This window comes from Kribbella sp. NPDC050459 (genome assembly GCF_040655315.1).
GTDB lineage: Bacteria > Actinomycetota > Actinomycetes > Propionibacteriales > Kribbellaceae > Kribbella.
The window spans coordinates 225380-241924 of record NZ_JBFAJQ010000010.1 but is presented as its reverse complement, the minus strand read 5'-3'; the positions used below and the strand labels follow the sequence as shown (position 1 = coordinate 241924).

Below are 16545 nucleotides of genomic sequence, written 5' to 3'. Positions count from 1 at the left end.
TTTTCCTATCACAGATCGACCCAATACGTATTGCGTCACACCGTACACCGCTGCTACGGTCCCGGGTCAATACGTATTGGGCGGCCTTGCCGGGCTGCCCGAGCGGTCAAGGAGGAACCCAGATGACAGGTACTCGTCCGCCCGGCGGCGCGCTCGCCCGCCGTACTCTGCTGAAGGCCGGAGCCGGTGGTCTCAGCCTGGCCGCACTGGCCGATCTGGCCGCCTGCGGCAAGGACAGCGGCAGCTCGTCGAAGTCGCTGAAGATGCTGTACTTCGGTGAGCAGGCCGCGGCCACCCAGCTGCAGAACCGTCTGCAGCCGCAGATCGCCAAGCTCGACGCGAGCATCAAGTTCGAGATCTCGGCCATCAACGGCACCGACTGGAACGACTTCCTGGCCAAGGTGCTGACCCAGATCGCCGCCGGGACGCCGCCGGACATCATCAGCGTCGCCACCGAGGGCCTGCAGCTGATGGCGTCGAAGGAGCTCGCGGTCCCGCTCGACGACTACGTCACCAAGGACCTCGACGCGCTGAAGGAGTACTTCGCCGACATCCATCCGGCCCTGGTCGAGTCGATGATGTACCAGGGCCACCTGTGGGAGCTACCGGACAGCTTCAACGCCGGGAACATGTTCTACAGCACCGGCCTGTTCCAGCGCGCCGGCGTCGTACCGCCGAGCGAGAACTGGACCCTCGACGACTTCGAGGCGGCCGCGACCAAGATCGCGAAGTTCCAGGGCGTCAACGCCTTCGGCTGGGTGGTCCGGCTGTGGGGCAGCTGGACGTCGTTCATGTACGCCAACAACGCCAACCTGCTCGAGGAGGGCAAGTACGACGGCGGCGACTGGCTGTGGAGCAAGGCGTACGCCGGTGACGCGGCCGCCGCGGGCCGCAAGGGCGGCTGGAAGTGGGGCGCGCCGACCGCGAACTCCGAGGCCACCGTCGAGGCGCTGAACTACATGATCGAGCTGACCAAGAAGGGGCTGTCGCCGTCGCCCGACGTCGGCGGGGGCGGCACGCTGCAGGGCCTGTTCGCGTCGAACCGGATCGGGATGTCGATCGGCGGCGGCTTCTGGGCCGGCGGCCTGACCAACGCCGGGATGAAGAACGGCAGCTTCGACGTCACGATGTTCCCGAAGTGGAAGAGCCAGCGCCACCTGTTCGGCGCCGGCGGATACGCGATCTTCAAGTCGTCGAAGAAGAAGGACCTGGCCTGGGAGGTCCTGAAGCTGCTGGTGAAGCCGGAGACGTTCGACCTGGTCTTCCCGGGCAACGTCACCACGCCCGGCCGCAAGTCCCTGGTGACGGCCGCGCGGTACGCGAAGACCGGCCCGAAACACTGGTCGGTCTTCTACGACACGCTGACCAAGCACCCGGACACCGCCCCGATCCCGGCCCCGCCGTACTACAACGCGCTCGCGACCGCGCTCAACCAGCGCACCACCGAGGCGATCTCGTCCGGCAACGCCAAAGCAGCCCTCGACGGGTTGCAGTCCGACCTCGAGAAGGCCGCGGGGGCCGGCTGATGACTGCCGTCACCGCGGAGGTACGGCGTACGGCGGTGAAGCCGCGCAGCCACCCGAGCTCGCACGGGGAGACGCGCTTCGGGTTCGCGATGATCGGGCTGTCGGTGCTGTTCGTCGCGGTCTTCACCGCGATCCCGATCGTCGCGTCGCTCGGGTTGTCGTTCTTCTCCTGGGACGTCATCTCGTCGCCGGAATTCGTCGGGCTGGAGAACTACCGGCGGCTGTTCACCGACGGCCCGGTGCTCAAGTCGTTCGGCGTGACGCTCGGCATGGCGCTCGCGATCGTCGTCCTGCAGCTGACCGTCGGCCTGGGGCTCGCGGTCCTGGTCAACCAGCGCCGGCTGATCTGGGTGCGGACGGTGTTCCGGACCGCGTTCTACCTTCCGCTGCTCGCATCGACCGCGGCCGTGTCGATCTTCATGGGCTATCTGTTCGACTACAAGTTCGGCGTCGTGAACTACTACCTCGGCCTGCTCGGGATCCCGAACGTGCCATGGCTGACCAACGGTTTCGCGGCCGCGACCACGATCGTGCTGATCGCGGTGTGGCAGCAGGCCGGGTTCACGTTCGTGCTGTTCGTGGCCGCGCTGATGTCGGTGCCGACCGACGTCCTGGAGGCGTCCCAGATCGACGGCGCCGGACCGTTGCGGACCCTGCTGCGGATCAAGATCCCGCTGATCAGCCCGACGATCCTGTTCGCCGCGGTGGTTGCCCTGATCAACGCGATGCAGCTGTTCGACCAGCCGTACATCATGACCAAGGGCGGGCCGGGATCGGCGACCACGACGGTGACGATCGCGATGTACCAGAAGGGCTTCCAGAACCTGCAGTTCGGCTACGGCTCCGCGATCGCGATCGTGCTGCTGGCCGCGATCCTGGTGATCACCGGGCTGCAGTTCCTCGCGGCACGAAAGCTGGTGTTCTACCAATGATCCACTCCACCACGACCCTGGCCCGGATCGGCCGCGGCACCGGCGTCGCGATCCTGGTGATCGCCGCGATGGTTGCCCTCGGCCCGTTGCTGTGGACGGTCACCACGTCGCTGCGGACACCGGCCGAGGCGTTCACCAACCCGCCGCAGTGGTTCTCGCTGCACCCGGACTTCTCCAACTACAGTGCGGTCTTCGACCGGATCCCGATCGGCCGGTTCTTCGTCAACAGCGTGGTCGTCACCGGGCTGATCGTGGTCGGCCAGACCATCACCTGCACGCTGTCGGGGTACGCGTTCGCGATGGTCAGCTTCCCGGGGCGCTCGGTGATCTTCGGGATCTTCCTGGCCACGATGATGGTGCCGCTGCAGACGATCATCATCCCGGTGTTCGTGATCGTCCGGTACCTCGGCCTGTCCGACAGCCCGTTGTCGCTGGTGGTCTCGGCGCTCGGCAGCGCGTTCGGCACCTTCCTGATGCGGCAGTACTTCCTGCAGATGCCCCGCGAGCTGGGCGAGGCCGCTCGGATCGACGGCGCCGGGCACTTCCAGACCTTCCTGATGATCTACGCCAAGATGGCCGGCCCGGCGATCGCGACCCTCGCGATCCTGAACTTCTCCGGCTTCTGGGCGGAGTTCTACCGGCCGCTGATCTTCCTGCAGTCGCAGGACAGCTTCACGCTGCCGCTCGGCCTGGTCGGTCTGCAGGGCAATCTCGGCACCGGCTCGATCTCGGTCGTGCTGGCCGGTGTCGTGCTCGCGATCCTGCCGAGCGTCGTGCTGTTCGTCTTCGCCCAGCGGTACTTCATCGCAGGAATCACGGCAGGAGCTTCACGGTGACCCAGATCCAGTCCGCCCGATCGGCCGGCACGGTCGCGCATCTCCGTCCCGCGTTCCATGTCCGGCCGCCGCGCGGGTATCTCAACGACCCGAACGGCCCGATCGAGCTCGGCGACGACGTCCACCTGTACTTCCAGTCGCGGCCGGTGCTCGACCTGCAGGCGCCGGTCGAGTGGGGTCATGCGACGTCGACCGACTACGTCCGCTGGACGCTGCACCGGCCCGCGATGGCGCCCCGGCCGGGCGGTCCGGACACCGACGGCTGCTGGTCCGGCAACACAGTGCTCGACGACGGCCGGATCCGGGCGTTCTACTCGGGCCGGGTCGAGGAGCGCCCGTACCAGTCGGTCCTCAGCGCGGTGTCCGACGACGGCGGCGCGTCGTTCGGGCCGCCGCGCCAGGTGGTGCCCGACCCGTCCGACGGCGCGATCATGTTCCGCGACCCGTTCGTCTGGCGGGAGGACGGGGCGTGGTGGATGGCGGTCGGCGCCGGGTACGTCGGCCGCGGCGCGAGCATCGCGTCGTACCGCTCGGACGATCTGGAGCACTGGACGGACGCCGGACCGCTCGCCGAACTGCCTCGCGGTGTCGTGGGCGGCGAGGACACCGGCGCCGCGTGGGAATGTCCGCAGGTGCTGACGATCGACGGCCGCCGGATCGCGGTGGTCTCCTCGTGGTCACCGGAGGGCGGTCCCGGCGAGGTGCTGTCGTTCGGCGTCGACGGGCCGCCGGCTCCACAGCGGGTCGATCACGGGACGAACTTCTACGCCGCGTCGGCCTTGCGCGACAGCCGGTTCGGCCCGCTGTTGTTCGGCTGGCTGACCGAGGGGCGCGACCGCCCTGGGTGGAACGACGACTGGGCGGGGGTGATCTCGCTGCCCCGCGTGGTCTGGCTCGGGGCCGACTCGTCACTGCGGAGCGCCCCGGTTCCGACGGTCGACTCGCTCCGTGTCGGGGGCGGCTCGCCCGCCGACGGGGCGTCGACCGGTGCGCAGTGCGAGATCGTCGTACCGGAAGGCTCCGGACAGGTCGTCATCCACTTCAGCGACCAGGAACGGCTCGTGATCGAACTCGACGCGAACGCGCTGACGATCGACCGCAGCCAGGCCGGCCTCGACCGGCACGCCCACGGCGGGCGGATGCGGGTGACGGACGCCTTCGACCCGGCGTCGGACCGGCCGGCGGCGCGGATCATCCTCGACGGCTCGGTCCTCGAGGTCTTCACCAGCGCGGGCAGGGTCCTCAGCACCCGCGTATACCCGATCACACCGCCCACGTGGCGTGTCGAGGCCCCGGCGACGGCGCGGATCTGGACGCTGAGCTGCTGAAAACGACTGATGCCGCGCCGGACAACCGGCGCGGCATCAGGTCTGCTCGAACTACTCGCCGACCAGCTGGTCGTAGTGGGTGGTGAGAGACACGTGGGTGACACCGTTGAACGTGGCCGGGATCTTGCCGTACTTCGTGATCGCGGTGGCCGTGCCGTTCGCCTTGCTCATCGCGTACTGGTCGGCGGACTGCGTGTTGTGGTCGGCGAACACGAGCAGCGTGCCGCCGCGGGTGCCGCAGCCCTGCGCGACGATGGATTCGTACGCCGCGAAGCCGCTGGAGCGGATCAGCTTCATGACCGGCTTGGCGCCGGCCGCCACCGGGATGTGCGCGGTCCACAGCGCGCCGGCCTTCGAGACCATCAGCAACGTGTCGTACGTCGCGGTCTCGCTGATGACCGTCATCGCCTTGAAACCGCCGAAGCCCGCGAGCGGGCCGAGCGCCTTGAACCCGGTGCCGACGATCGCGTAGCGGTACAGGCTGCCGTTGGTGTTCAGGCCGTACAGGTAGGCGTGCCGCGGCTGGGCGACGCTGTAGTTGGACGTGGCGATCGACGTGAAGCTGGTCCAGCCGTTCCCGACCTTCTTGAAGGTCGGCACCGGCGGCTTCTCCTCGTCGGTCGGCAGGTACGTCGTGTGCCGGTAGAGGTTCCCGCCCTGCAGCAGCAGGCCGTAGTAGTAGAACTGGGTCTGCGAGGCGTTGGTCGCGAAGTACCAAGTCGCGTCCGCGCGGGTGCCGACGAACGCGAACGGCTCGAAGATGTCGGCGGTCGGCGGTGTCGGCGGCCGGTTCGGCGGCGTCGCGTCGATCTCCTGCATGGTGCCCGCCGCGGTGGGCACGCCGACCGCGCTGATGCACGGAGTGGCAGCGATCGCAGCCTTCGCGGACAGCGGCCGGGCGGTTCGTTCCGAGAAGTACGGCTTCGGGTCGGCCTGGCCGCTCGCTGCGGCCGGGGCGGATGCGGCCGCGGCCGCGAGCAGACCCGCGCCGGCCACCGCGAGCGCAAAGCGCTGCAGTTTCATAGGAGTTCCCCCTCCAGTGTCATCTCGAAGAGCTCGAGATCGGCCGACTATAGCCGAGCCCAAGGTCCTTTGAATACAGGGTTGCAGCAAGCTGCACGCCTCAGACCCGGCGGCGGCGCGTGGCTGCCGGCAGTACGGCGCCGGCCGCGATCAGGACGCGGGCGATGTTGTCCAGGGTTCCGGTGTGCCCGGCGACCACGGTTGCGGTGATGGTCACCGAAATGACCGCCCCTTCGGGCAGCAATGCCGTACCGCATTGGACGGCGCCGGCCTCGGGTGGGTGTTCCCGGTGATCCGGATTGCGCCGTTCGCCTGCGCCCCGAGCACCTTCCCGAAGACAGGCCACGGAGTAATCAACCAACTACCTGATGTCACCGCTATTCGTTGCCAACGGCCACTTCACGACCGTGGTTCGACGCGCAGCGTGGTGGCTCTCGCCGCGGCGTTCGTGATCGCGCGGCTGGGCGATCCGTTGCCGTACTTGGCGAAATAAGCCGCGTCGATCCGGTCGTCGGCCGTGTCGTCCGGCACGTAGCTGACCTCCCGAGTCGTCCCGTCCCACGCGATCGCACCTTCGTGATGCCGGACGACCCCCTTGTACCAGCCACCCTCGGCCCCGCGCACCGATCGCACGTACAGCTTCCTGTCGACGACGACGTGCCACACGATCGTCAGCGTGCGCAGCGATCCGTCCAGGCGGCGCCCGGCGACGCGGATCTCGCCGAGCCGGTCCAGGGTGTTCAACTCGTCAGCAGTCCAGGTACTCACGCTTTCGCCTCCACTGTGCGGGTCAGGCCTCGGGGATCGGGCGGCCGAAGGCGGTCAGGGTGATGTCCTCGGGCTCAGGGCCGCCGCGTTTGCTGGTTTCGAGGGTGTCGATGGTGGCGAGTTCGGCGGGGGTGAGGTCGAAGTCGAAGACGTCGAGGTTCTCGGCGATTCTCGCGGGCCTGGTCGACTTGGGGATGACCGAGCGGCCTTGCTGGAGGCCCCACCGGAGCATGACCTGGGCCGGCGACTTGCGGTGGGCGGCGGCGATGCTGCCGATGACGGGATCTTCGAGGGCGCTGGCGTGGCCGCTGTCGCGGTAGAACGTGATGCCGCCGATCGGCGACCAGGCCTGGTTCAGGATGCCGTGGTCGCGGTCGAACTCCTGCACCTCGCGCTGCTGGAAGTACGGGTGGATCTCCAACTGGTTCACCGCCGGGACCACGGTGGTCGCGTCGAGGAGCGCGCGGAGGTGGTCGACCGTGAAGTTGCTGACGCCGATCGCGCGGACCTTGCCGTCGGCAAGGAGCTTCTCCAGGGCACGGTACGCCTCGAGCGTCCGGCCGAAATCGCTCGGCAGCGCCTGGTGGAGGATCAGCAGGTCGATCTGCTCGACGCCGAGCTTGCCCGCACTCTTGGCGAACCCGTGCAGGGTTTCGTCGTACCCGTAGTCGCTGATCCAGATCTTGGTCTCGACGAACAGCTCGTCCCGGGCCACGCCGGAGTCGCGGATGGCCTCGCCGACCTCGCGCTCGTTGCCGTACGCCGCGGCGGTATCGATATGGCGGTACCCGAGATCGAGAGCGGCCGCGACGGCGGCACGGGTCTCGTCGGGCGGCGTCTGGAACACGCCGAGGCCGAGCGCGGGCATCTGGACACCGTTGTTGAGCGTCAGGGTCTGCATCAAAGAGTCCTTCGGAGGGGTTCGCGTACGGTCCAGCTGGCGAGGAGGTTCAGTGCTTCCTCGGCGGGCGAGTCGGGAGGTGCGGTGTAGATGTTGACGCGCTGGCCAGGGTCGCCGGCGAGCTCGAACGCTTCGTAGTCGAGCTCGATGTCGCCGACAACCGGGTGGTGGAAGCGTTTGCGGCCGGTGCGGTGGTAGCGGACGTCGTGGGCGGCCCAGCGGCGGCGGAAGTCCTCGCTGCGGGTGGACAGCTCGCCCACGAGGTCGGAGAGATCCTTGTCGTAGGGATCGCTTCCGGCCGCGGCCCGCAGGAACGCTACACAGTCGTTGGCTGCCTTGTCGTAGTCGACGAAGAACTCTGTCGCACTGGGGTCCAGGAAGCAGAAGCGGGCGCTGTTGGGCGGCCTGTGAGGCCCAGCCTGGTCGTACAGCGGGCTGTACAGGGCTCTGCCCAGGTCGTTGGCGGCGAGGACGTCGAAGCGACTGTTCCGCAGGTACGCCGGCATCGGCATCTGGTCGAGAATGCGCTGCACGACTGGGCGCACACGCTTCTTCCCCGGCGTACGGCGCGGCGCGCGAGCCGCGGGCGTGGCTGCCGAACGGACCAGGCGGTAGAGGTAGTCGCGCTCCGCCTCGTCGAGCTGCAGCGCGTGCACGAGCCCGTCGAGGACGCTGTCCGAGACGCTGCCGGCACTGCCGCGCTCCAGGCGGGTGTAGTACTCGACGCTGATCCCGGCAAGGAGAGCGACCTCTTCGCGCCGCAGACCTGCCACCCGCCGGTTGGCGCCGTACACGGGCAGACCAGCCTGATCGGGGGTGATCCTTGCCCGACGGGTAGTGAGAAACTCCCGCAGGTCGTTGTTGACGGCCATACCTTCACGCTACGTCGTCGCCACGCTCCTACCAGACCCTGTCAGTACCCCTCTGATCAGGTGAGCGTGACGGGCGCCGCGGTTGCGTCTTGGAGTTCGGTGACGGTGACGGACGGGGCAAGTTCCACGACGGTGAAGGTCCCGTCGGTGATGTCCAGGACGGCCAGGTCGGTGATCACGCGTTGAACCACGCGCCGCCCGGTCAGCGGGAGGGTGTCGCCGTCGCTCAGCTCGGCGGCCGCTCGGGCAGCCATCTGATCACGCGTCCACGGCACGTCGCACCTCCCGCGGCCGGGTCGTACGTTTCTCGATCGACTTCCGGCCGGCCTGCTCCGGGGTCAGCGGCACGACGCACTGCACGAAAACACCTGGCAGGTGGATCGCGTCGGGAGCGAGCTCGCCGACCTCGACGACCTGCTCGGCCTCGACGATCGTCAGCCGGCCGGCCATCGCCGCGACCGGGTTGAAGTTGCGGGCCGAAGCGTGGAACACGCAGTTTCCGGCCCGGTCGGCGACTGCCGCGCGGACCAGGGCGACGTCGGTGACGATCGCCTCCTCGAGCACCATGTCCCGGCCCTGGATCGTCCGTACCTCCTTGGCCGGTGAGGCGACCGCGACCGTGCCGTCCGGCGCGTACCGCCACGGCAGCCCGCCCTCGGAGACCAGCGTGCCGACGCCGGTCGGGGTGAAGAACGCCCCGATCCCGGCGCCGCCCGCGCGCAGCCGCTCGGCGAGGGTGCCCTGCGGTGTGAGTTCGACGGTCAGCTCGCCCGCGAGGTACTGCCGGGCGAACTCCTTGTTCTCCCCCACGTACGACGCGATCACCCGGCTGATCCGCCGGCGTTCGAGCAGCAGGCCGAGTCCCGCACCGTCGACACCGCAGTTGTTCGACACCACGGTCAGGTCGCCGGCGCCCTGCTCCAGCAGCGCCTCGATCAGGAACCACGGGATCCCGGCCAGCCCGAACCCGCCGACCGCGACACTCGAACCGTCCGCGATGTCCGCGACCGCGAGCGCCGGGGTGGCGACGACCTTGTCGAGGCTCATGAGCCGTCCTCCAGGAGATAGGCGATGACGGCCTCCGCCACCGCCGGCGTACCGTCAGAGAGAACGAGTGCCGTGCACGCGACCTTCACCGGACGGCCTCGAAGATCGCGGCGAGGCCCTGACCACCACCGACGCAGAGGGTCTCCAGCGCGTACCGGCCGTCGCGTCGGTGGAGTTCGCGAGACAGGGTGGCAAGGATCCGCGCGCCGGTGGCGCCGAGGGGGTGGCCGAGGGAGATCCCGGAGCCGTTCGGGTTCAGGCGCTCGTCGAGCGGGTCGACCTTCCACTCGCGCAGGCAGGCGAGGACCTGGGACGCGAACGCCTCGTTGAGCTCGATCAGGTCCAGGTCGTCGAGGGTGAGGTCGGCGCGCGCGAGGGCCGCGGCGGTGGCCGGCACCGGCCCGATCCCCATCACCTCGGGCCCCACACCAGCGACCGCCCACGAGCGCAGTGCCACGAGCGGGCGAAGGCCGCGGCGCTCAGCCTCCTTGCGGGTGGTGACGACGCAGACGGCGGCGCCGTCGTTCTGCCCGCTGGCGTTGCCCGCGGTGACGGTCGCGCCGGGGTCTTGTGCGAGCATGACCGGCCGAAGCGCGGCGAGGCCCTCGAGCGAAGTGTCGGGACGCGGGTGCTCGTCGGCGGTGACGAGCGTGCTCGTACCGCGCCGGCCAGGAACCTCCACCGGCACCACCTCGTCGGCGAACCGGCCTTCGGCCTGCGCGGCGACGGCGCGCTGGTGGGACCGCAGCGCGAACGCATCCTGCTCCGCACGGGAGATGCCGTACTCGCGGCGGACGTTCTCGGCCGTCTCCAGCATCCCGCCCGGCACCGGATGAAACTTGCCGCCGGCCGTTTCCCTGGCCCGAATCAGGCGGTCGCTCAGCTCCACAGTGCCGCGGACGCCGGTCCGCAGACCGAGCGCGTAGTGCTCGACCTGCGACATCGACTCGGTGCCGCCGGCAACAACCAGCCGAGCCGCGCCGGTGGCGACCATGCCTGCCGCGTACAGCACGGCCTGCAGGCCCGATCCGCAGCGGCGGTCGACCTGCACCCCGGGTACGCCGACGCCGAGGCCCGCATCGAGGGCGGCGATCCGCCCGATCGCCGGCGCCTCGCCGTTCGGGTAGCACTGGCCGAGCACGACGTCGTCGACATCACCTTCGCCCAGACCGGTCCGGCGGACGAGTTCGGTGAGAGCGGCTGTGGCGAGGTCGGCGGCCGACAGCGCGGCCAGCGCACCGCCGAAGCGGCCCACCGGAGTACGGATCGGTTCGCAGATCACCACATCGCCCATGCCCTCGACGGTAGGCCGCGAGGACCGATATGGAGAAATACTCATTTACGCTCGACTGAGACTCTGCCAGTATCAATCGCGTGGAGCTCCGTCACCTGCGGTACTTCGTCGCCGTCGCCGAGGAACGGCACTTCGGGCGCGCCGCCGCCCGGCTGCACATGGCCCAGCCGCCGTTGTCGCAGCAGATCCGCCGGCTGGAGAGCGAGCTCGGCCTGCAGTTGTTCCGGCGTACGACGCGACGCGTCGAGCTCACACCCGCCGGCGAGTCGTACCTGGTCCGGGCCCGGCAGATCATCGCAGCGGTCTCGTCCGCGGCAGGTGAAGCCCAGCGGGTCGCGGCGGGGCTCCAAGGGCGGCTCGTGATCGGCTGTGTTGGCTCGGCGACGTACAGCCTGCTGCCGCATCTGGTGCGGACGTTGCGCGAGGAGCTGCCCGACGTGGAGGTCGCCGTCCAGGGCGAGATGCTCGCCCCCGAACAGGCCCAGGCGCTCGCGGACGGCCGGATCGACCTCGGGCTGCTGCGGCCGCCGGTGGAGGACGAGTCGCTGCGGGTCGACGTACTGCGGGCCGATCCGCTGATCGTCGCCGTACCCGACGGTCATCGGCTGGCCGGCAGACGCCGCGTGCGGCTGGAGGAGCTGGCCGACGAGGACTTCGTGATCCACGCGGGCGCCGGGCGATCGGTGATGCACGACACCGTGCTCGCACACTGCCGGGCCGCCGGGTTCGAGCCGCGGGTACGGCACGAGGTGGCGGAGACGTCGACGTTGGTGACCTTCGTCGCGGCCGGGCTGGGTATCGCGATCGTGCCCGCACCCGTTGCCGAGCTGAAGGTTCCCGGAGTCGCCTACCGCGCGCTCACCGGCTCAGCGGCCGTCGAGCTGGCGGCCGCCACCCGAGCCGACGACGCAGCACCACACCTCGAGCGCGCACTGACGGTCCTCACAGGACTGGTTCAGTAGGTACGGCTGGCGACGCTCCCCTTGGACAGGCGACGTGGACCAGGCCGTCGGTAGGCTGACTCCTCAGGCCTGCGACGTGTAGGGGAGCCGCGGATGAGCAACACGACAACGGGCCAATCGAAGGACGACCGGGACTACGCGTGGCACCGTCACCCTGCCCTGCTCGCAGGGATCCCGGCCGTCGCGGCAGGAGCCGCCTCGGTTCTGACGATCGTCCTGGGCCAGGCAGGCGCCTTGCCGCAGAGCATCAATCCGGCACCACCGACAACCACCGTGACAAGCACAGCGACGAGCACGTTGACAAGCACCGTTACAAGCACCGTGACAAGCACCGTGACCCCGACGGCCGGCAGCACCGATCGTCCGTCCGGCAGCCCGGCCGCGGGCGGTGCCGGCTCCCTGGTCTGGAAGGAGAACATCAAGGTTCCGAACGGCTACGGCGTCGACGTCGACCAGCCGGGACCGGTTGTCAACCAGGACACTTTGACCATCGACGTGGGCGAGTTCAGGCCGATCGGTGGCGTTCCGTACGCGCAACTGGGACTCAGCGCCAAGGCAGGCGGCCTCGACCCCGGAGCACCGGCCACCTACGACGATTGCCTGAGCGCGCTGGGCACGGACGCGCAGCCGGAATCGTTCGCGGCCGGCAAAGGTACGGCGTTCTGCGTGCGCTCCGGTGGGTCGGTGAACCCGCACGTCGGCCTGTTCCGAGTCCAGTCGTGGAATGCGACCACCGGAAGAGTTGAGCTCGAGGTGACGGTCTGGACGACCAGCTAAGCTACGTCGCCGCGAGGGTCAGTTCGACCTCGTTGCGGTGCAGGGTTAGTTGGCCGCCGGCGGCTTCGGCGCAGCGGCGGGCGATGTCCAGGCCCAGGCCGGTGGAGCCTCGGTCGCTGCGGCCACGTTCGCCGGCGCCGAGGGGGATGCCGGGGCCGTTGTCGGCGACGACGATGCGTACGACGCCGGCCGCCCGGGTCAGGGTGATCCGCGCGGGCGTGCCGTCGGGGGTGTGGGCGACGACGTTCTCCACCAGGGCGTCGAGTGCCGCGCCGAGGTCCTCGGCGGAGGAGCGCACGGTCGCGGGCGTGTCCGGCAGGTCCAGCGCCAGCTCGCGGCCCTGGTCCTCGAACAGCGGCTCCCAGAATGCGGCCCGCTGACGCGTCACCTCGACCGCGTCCGAGTGCGGTACGCGTCCTTCGCGATGCGGTCGACGGGCGGCGCTGATCACCGCGGTCAGCGTCCGTTCGAGACTGTTCACCTGGGTGTTCAGCTCCTCGGCGCTCTCCCGGTCCGGTAGCGCCTCGACCTGCAGGCGAAGCGCGGTCAACGGCGTACGAAGCCGGTGCGACAGGTCCGCGACCGCCTCGCGTTCGACGGCGATCACCTCGTCGATCCGGTCCGCGAGTCCGTTCAGCGCGGCGCCGACCTTCGCCACCTCGGCGGGTCCGGTCGTCGGGGCGCGGGCGTCCATGTCACCGCGGGCCAGGCGTTCCGCCGTACTCGCGGTCTCCTCCAGCGGACGCGCGAGCCGGCGCGACACCAGTTCGGCGCCGGCGATGCTGAGCAGGAGTACGAGCAGGCTGCCGCCGACGAGGAACAGGACCCGCGGCACCAGACCGTCGTACAGCTCCTCGGCGGTCAGGAAGACGCAGACCGAGGCGGGTCCGGTCGGCGTACCGACGCCGACGTCCACCGCGAGGCCGCCGTCGACATCCCGGTAATCAGCGTCGCCGAGCTTCGGCGGCCCTTTCCCGTCGTCGCCGTCCGGGTCGTCGCCGTACCCGGCCGGGACCTCCTTCGGCGTCGGCACCCCGCCGGGCGGCGGCTCGCCCAGCGTCGTACCGTCCGGCATCCGCACCGAGATCCGCCCCGGCTTGTCCGCCAGACCGTTGATGTACGCCGTGATGTCGTCGTTCGTGCGGCCCTTGTCGCCGACGTAGTACGCGACGCTCTCGGCCAGGTACCGTGCCTTGTCCTTGGACTCGTTGGCCGTCGTACTGCGGAGCAGGACCACCAGCGGTACGGCGAACGCGAGCACGACCAGCGTGGTCATGCCGACCGACAGCAGCAGGATGCGGCGGCGCATGCTCACCCGTCCACCGCGAGCTTGATACCGACACCGCGCACGCTGTGGATGAACCGTGGAGCGGCGGCCGTCTCGCCCAGCTTCCGCCGTAGCCACGAAAGGTGTACGTCGACGGTCCGGTCGCCGCCGCCCCACGGCAGCCCCCAGACCTCCGCGAGCAGCTCCCGCTTCGTCACCACGGCCCCGGGACGTCGCGACAACGCCAGCAGCAGGTCGAACTCCTTCCGGGTCAGATCCACCGCGGCGCCGTCCACGGTCACCTCACGGCTGCGCGGATCGATCCGCAGTCCACCGATCTCGACCGTCGTCTCGCCTTGCTGGTCGTGCCCGAGCCGACGCAGGACGGCGCGGATCCGGGCATCCATCTGCGCCGCGCTGAACGGTTTGATCACGTAGTCGTCCGCGCCCGCGTCCAGCAGCCGGACGACGCTCGCATCGTCGTCGCGCGCCGTCGCCACGATCACTGGTACGTCGCTGACCGCGCGCACCATCGCGAGCACGTCGCGCCCGTCGAGATCGGGAAGCCCGAGATCGAGCAACAGCACCTCCGGCCGCTCGCGCGCAACCGCGGCGACCCCGTCCGCGCCGGCCGCCACCGCCGACACGACATGGCCGGCCGCCGTGAGGGACTTCCCCAACGACGCCCGGATCGCATCGTCGTCCTCGACCAGCAGCACCCGCGCCATGCCACCGAGCGTATCCTCCGCCCGCTCAAGCCAACCTCAAGCCGGAATCAAGCGGACGCCCACCACTCACCAACCTCCGGCCCGGCCGCTCGGCCACGCCTGACGGCCCGATCCGCGCGGCCCGGACGTGGGGTTACTGAGTGGTGGAGGTCCGGGGCGGCTTCAGTCCGGTGGAGCGCAACTCCAGGCGGGCGAGCCGCGCGATCACGTCCGCGTCGCCGTCGCGCCAGGCGGCGACCGGGTCGTCGGAGATCTTCGCGAGCTTGTGCATCGGCTGGTTCGCCATCGCCCGGAGCGCGAACAGGTCCAGATCCGCCGTGCTGTCGATGAACCGCTGCGCCGCACCGGCCCGCCGCGCGAACCGGATCCGCCGCGGCACCCAGATCAGCACGGCGAACAGCACCGGCAAGCCGATCGTCACCGCCGCGAGCACGTACGCGAGCTGCTCCACCGCGTGCGCCTGGTCCCGCCCCGCCTGCGCCAGCTTCCCCGCGGCCCCGGCCGCGCCGTCGATCGGCGACCGCAACTGGTCCCCCACCGCCGGCACCTTCCCGATCGGCTCGGACAACCGCCGCAGATCCCCCGCCAGTCCGTCTCCCGCCTCGGCCGCCTTCCGCCCCGGCGCCCCCAGCGCGTCGGTCACCTGGAAAACGACCTGCCCCAGCTGCACACAAACCCACACCCACGCCACCAGCATCACATCGCCGACCACCTGCCCGAAACGCTTCGCCCCGGTGTCGGCATAGAGCTTCATGGGCGGCCTTCCGTGGGCTACAGGTTGCTGCGCAGGTTCCAGAGGAGCGGATAGTAGCGGAGGTCGAGGCGGCTGCGGAGGTAGGTGGCGCCGGAGGATCCGCCGGTGCCCGGTTTGGTGCCGATCATGCGTTCGACCATGACGACGTGGCGGGCGCGCCAGGCGGCGGCCAGTTCATCGTGCTGGACGAGGGCCTCGGCGAGTTCCCAGACGGCGGCGTAGTGGGAGCGGTCGCCGGCGACCTTGCGGAGAGCGTCGCGGACGGCGTCCTCGGAGCCGGTGTCGAAGCCCGCCGTCCGGAGCACCTCGAGGTACGCGTCCCACAGCGTCGGCTCCTCCAGCCGGCGCCGCAGGCGGTCCTTCTCGGCGTCGGTCAGACCGCGGAACCGGCGGACGAACGACGGGTCCTTCGCGCCGGACAGGAACTCGACTTCGCGGTACTGCACCGACTGGAACCCGGACGCCGGCGACAACCGGTGCCGGAACTCGCCGAAGTCCTGCGGGGTCATCGTCTCCAGGATGTCCACCTGCTGCGTCAGGACCCGCTCGATCGTGTGCACCCGCCGCAGCAGGTGCTCGGCCAGCCAGAGCTCCCCGGCGAGCATCGCGTCGCGGGACGCGGAGAGCTCGTGCAGGACCTGCTTGAACCACAGCTCGTACACCTGGTGGATCGTGATGAACAGCAGTTCGTCGTGCGCCGGCGGGTCGGACTCCAACCGCTGCTGGTCGAGCAGCTCGGCGAGCCGCAGGTAGCTGCCGTACGTCAGCCGCCCGCCTTCCTCACCGAAATTCACGTCGACCCCGCCCCACTGCCCCGCCACGCCGTCACCAGTGCTCATGACACGGAGACTAACCGACCACTTCGTGACTGGTCAGTGATTCATTCGTTGGACCTTGGGTACGCCGAGTTGAGGAGTTGCATGTCCGCCACGGTCGAGACACCGATCGTCCCGGGGCCCGTCCAGGGTCCCACCCGGGAAGAGCCGCTGATCGAGGCGTTGCTGCTCGACGACTACCGGTCGCTGGTCCACCTCGCCTACCTGATCCTCCCGCCTTCGATCAGCCGGGCGAGGCGGGTGGCGGCGGCGCACGCCGTGGTCCAGCGGGCGCTCCCGGCGGGCCTCGCGCTGCCGGCCGATCTCGCGCTGCCGTCGAGCCTCACCGTGCCGCCGGACGTCCGGCTGCCGGCGACCAGGCACCGCGAGTTCATGCGCCGCCGGGTGATCGAGGAGGCGACCCGGCAGGCGGAGCGGCGCTCGTTCCCGGCGCGGCTCGGCGGCGTCCTCGCACCGTCCGACGAGCTCGGCTTCGACCCCTGCACCACGCGTCCCGACCGCACCGCCCACACCCACCGCCGCACCCGCGGCCGCCGGGTCGCGACCACGTTCACACTCGTCCTGACCGCCGCAGTCCTCGCAGCGCTCTTGATGTCTTGACGTAGCGTCATCACCCACCTACCTTCGGTGGCACCGCTGCGCCGATTCCTTCCCCGCCCCACCACCCCAGTCGCTTCCTACCGCCCCAGGGAGA

The 16545-nt window shown here is 69.8% G+C and carries 18 protein-coding genes; 7 read left to right on the top strand and 11 right to left on the bottom strand.

From position 1 onward, the window contains the following. Positions 1 to 122 precede the first annotated feature (122 nt). The 4 genes from AB0I12_RS29240 to AB0I12_RS29225 are packed head-to-tail and all read left to right on the top strand — an operon-like array spanning position 123 to position 4622. Entirely contained in the window at positions 123 to 1526 is a 1404-nt protein-coding gene (locus AB0I12_RS29240; RefSeq protein WP_359935485.1) for a sugar ABC transporter substrate-binding protein, read from the top strand. Continuing rightward, positions 1526 to 2458 carry a sugar ABC transporter permease gene (locus AB0I12_RS29235; protein WP_359935483.1) on the top strand — a complete coding sequence of 311 codons (933 nt, stop codon included), beginning with the start codon at positions 1526 to 1528 and terminating at the stop codon, positions 2456 to 2458. The genes AB0I12_RS29240 and AB0I12_RS29235 overlap by 1 nt, the downstream gene beginning before the upstream one ends. After that, positions 2455 to 3294 carry a carbohydrate ABC transporter permease gene (locus AB0I12_RS29230; protein ID WP_359935481.1) on the top strand — a complete coding sequence of 280 codons (840 nt, stop codon included), beginning with the start codon at positions 2455 to 2457 and terminating at the stop codon, positions 3292 to 3294. Before AB0I12_RS29235 ends, AB0I12_RS29230 begins: the two co-directional genes overlap by 4 nt. Beyond that, positions 3291 to 4622, top strand: coding sequence for a glycoside hydrolase family 32 protein (locus AB0I12_RS29225; RefSeq protein WP_359935479.1), 1332 nt, complete (start codon positions 3291 to 3293; stop codon positions 4620 to 4622). Before AB0I12_RS29230 ends, AB0I12_RS29225 begins: the two co-directional genes overlap by 4 nt. 51 nt (positions 4623 to 4673) lie before the next feature. On the opposite strand, the gene AB0I12_RS29220 is transcribed toward AB0I12_RS29225, so the two are convergent. The 7 genes from AB0I12_RS29220 to AB0I12_RS29190 all read right to left on the bottom strand — a co-directional run bounded on the left by AB0I12_RS29220 (position 4674) and on the right by AB0I12_RS29190 (position 10527). Beyond that, positions 4674 to 5645 (bottom strand): hypothetical protein, encoded by a 972-nt coding sequence (locus tag AB0I12_RS29220; RefSeq protein WP_359935477.1) that lies wholly within the window; start codon positions 5643 to 5645, stop codon positions 4674 to 4676. A gap of 399 nt (positions 5646 to 6044) precedes the next feature. Next, the gene (locus tag AB0I12_RS29215) at positions 6045 to 6413 is read right to left on the bottom strand and encodes a DUF2255 family protein (protein WP_359935475.1); all 369 of its coding nucleotides are present in this window, start codon (positions 6411 to 6413) and stop codon (positions 6045 to 6047) included. A 22-nt stretch (positions 6414 to 6435) separates the two neighbouring features. Beyond that, positions 6436 to 7314, bottom strand: a complete 879-nt coding sequence (locus tag AB0I12_RS29210; protein WP_359935473.1) for an aldo/keto reductase — start codon at positions 7312 to 7314, stop codon at positions 6436 to 6438. After that, positions 7314 to 8186 carry a helix-turn-helix transcriptional regulator gene (locus tag AB0I12_RS29205; RefSeq protein ID WP_359935471.1) on the bottom strand — a complete coding sequence of 291 codons (873 nt, stop codon included), beginning with the start codon at positions 8184 to 8186 and terminating at the stop codon, positions 7314 to 7316. The genes AB0I12_RS29210 and AB0I12_RS29205 overlap by 1 nt, the downstream gene beginning before the upstream one ends. 56 nt (positions 8187 to 8242) lie before the next feature. Then, positions 8243 to 8440, bottom strand: a complete 198-nt coding sequence (locus AB0I12_RS29200; protein ID WP_359935469.1) for a hypothetical protein — start codon at positions 8438 to 8440, stop codon at positions 8243 to 8245. Positions 8441 to 8444: 4 nt separating this feature from the next. Then, entirely contained in the window at positions 8445 to 9233 is a 789-nt protein-coding gene (locus AB0I12_RS29195) for a CoA transferase subunit A (protein ID WP_359935467.1), read from the bottom strand. A gap of 85 nt (positions 9234 to 9318) precedes the next feature. Continuing rightward, entirely contained in the window at positions 9319 to 10527 is a 1209-nt protein-coding gene (locus AB0I12_RS29190; protein WP_359935465.1) for an acetyl-CoA C-acetyltransferase, read from the bottom strand. Positions 10528 to 10607: 80 nt separating this feature from the next. Here AB0I12_RS29190 and AB0I12_RS29185 point away from each other — a divergent pair, with 80 nt between their 5' ends. Both AB0I12_RS29185 and AB0I12_RS29180 read left to right on the top strand, forming a co-directional pair. Continuing rightward, entirely contained in the window at positions 10608 to 11489 is an 882-nt protein-coding gene (locus tag AB0I12_RS29185; protein ID WP_359935463.1) for a LysR family transcriptional regulator, read from the top strand. 93 nt (positions 11490 to 11582) lie between these two features. After that, a complete protein-coding gene (locus AB0I12_RS29180; protein WP_359935461.1) occupies positions 11583 to 12266 on the top strand; it encodes a hypothetical protein in 684 nt (227 codons plus the stop codon). A 1-nt stretch (position 12267) separates the two neighbouring features. Here the strand turns inward: AB0I12_RS29180 and AB0I12_RS29175 are convergent, their stop codons facing one another. The 4 genes from AB0I12_RS29175 to AB0I12_RS29160 all read right to left on the bottom strand — a co-directional run bounded on the left by AB0I12_RS29175 (position 12268) and on the right by AB0I12_RS29160 (position 15854). Continuing rightward, positions 12268 to 13575: a HAMP domain-containing sensor histidine kinase gene (locus AB0I12_RS29175; RefSeq protein WP_359935640.1), complete on the bottom strand. Its 1308-nt coding sequence runs from the start codon at positions 13573 to 13575 to the stop codon at positions 12268 to 12270. 2 nt (positions 13576 to 13577) lie between these two features. Then, complete coding sequence (locus AB0I12_RS29170; protein WP_359935459.1) at positions 13578 to 14261, bottom strand: response regulator transcription factor; 684 nt, start codon at positions 14259 to 14261, stop codon at positions 13578 to 13580. 133 nt (positions 14262 to 14394) lie between these two features. Further along, on the bottom strand, positions 14395 to 15015 hold the full coding sequence (locus AB0I12_RS29165) for a hypothetical protein (RefSeq protein ID WP_359935457.1): 621 nt from the start codon (positions 15013 to 15015) through the stop codon (positions 14395 to 14397). 17 nt (positions 15016 to 15032) lie between these two features. Then, a complete protein-coding gene (locus AB0I12_RS29160; RefSeq protein WP_359935455.1) occupies positions 15033 to 15854 on the bottom strand; it encodes a tryptophan 2,3-dioxygenase family protein in 822 nt (273 codons plus the stop codon). Between the two features lie 81 nt (positions 15855 to 15935). Here AB0I12_RS29160 and AB0I12_RS29155 point away from each other — a divergent pair, with 81 nt between their 5' ends. Continuing rightward, positions 15936 to 16451 (top strand): hypothetical protein, encoded by a 516-nt coding sequence (locus AB0I12_RS29155; RefSeq protein ID WP_359935453.1) that lies wholly within the window; start codon positions 15936 to 15938, stop codon positions 16449 to 16451. Positions 16452 to 16545: the final 94 nt, after the last annotated feature.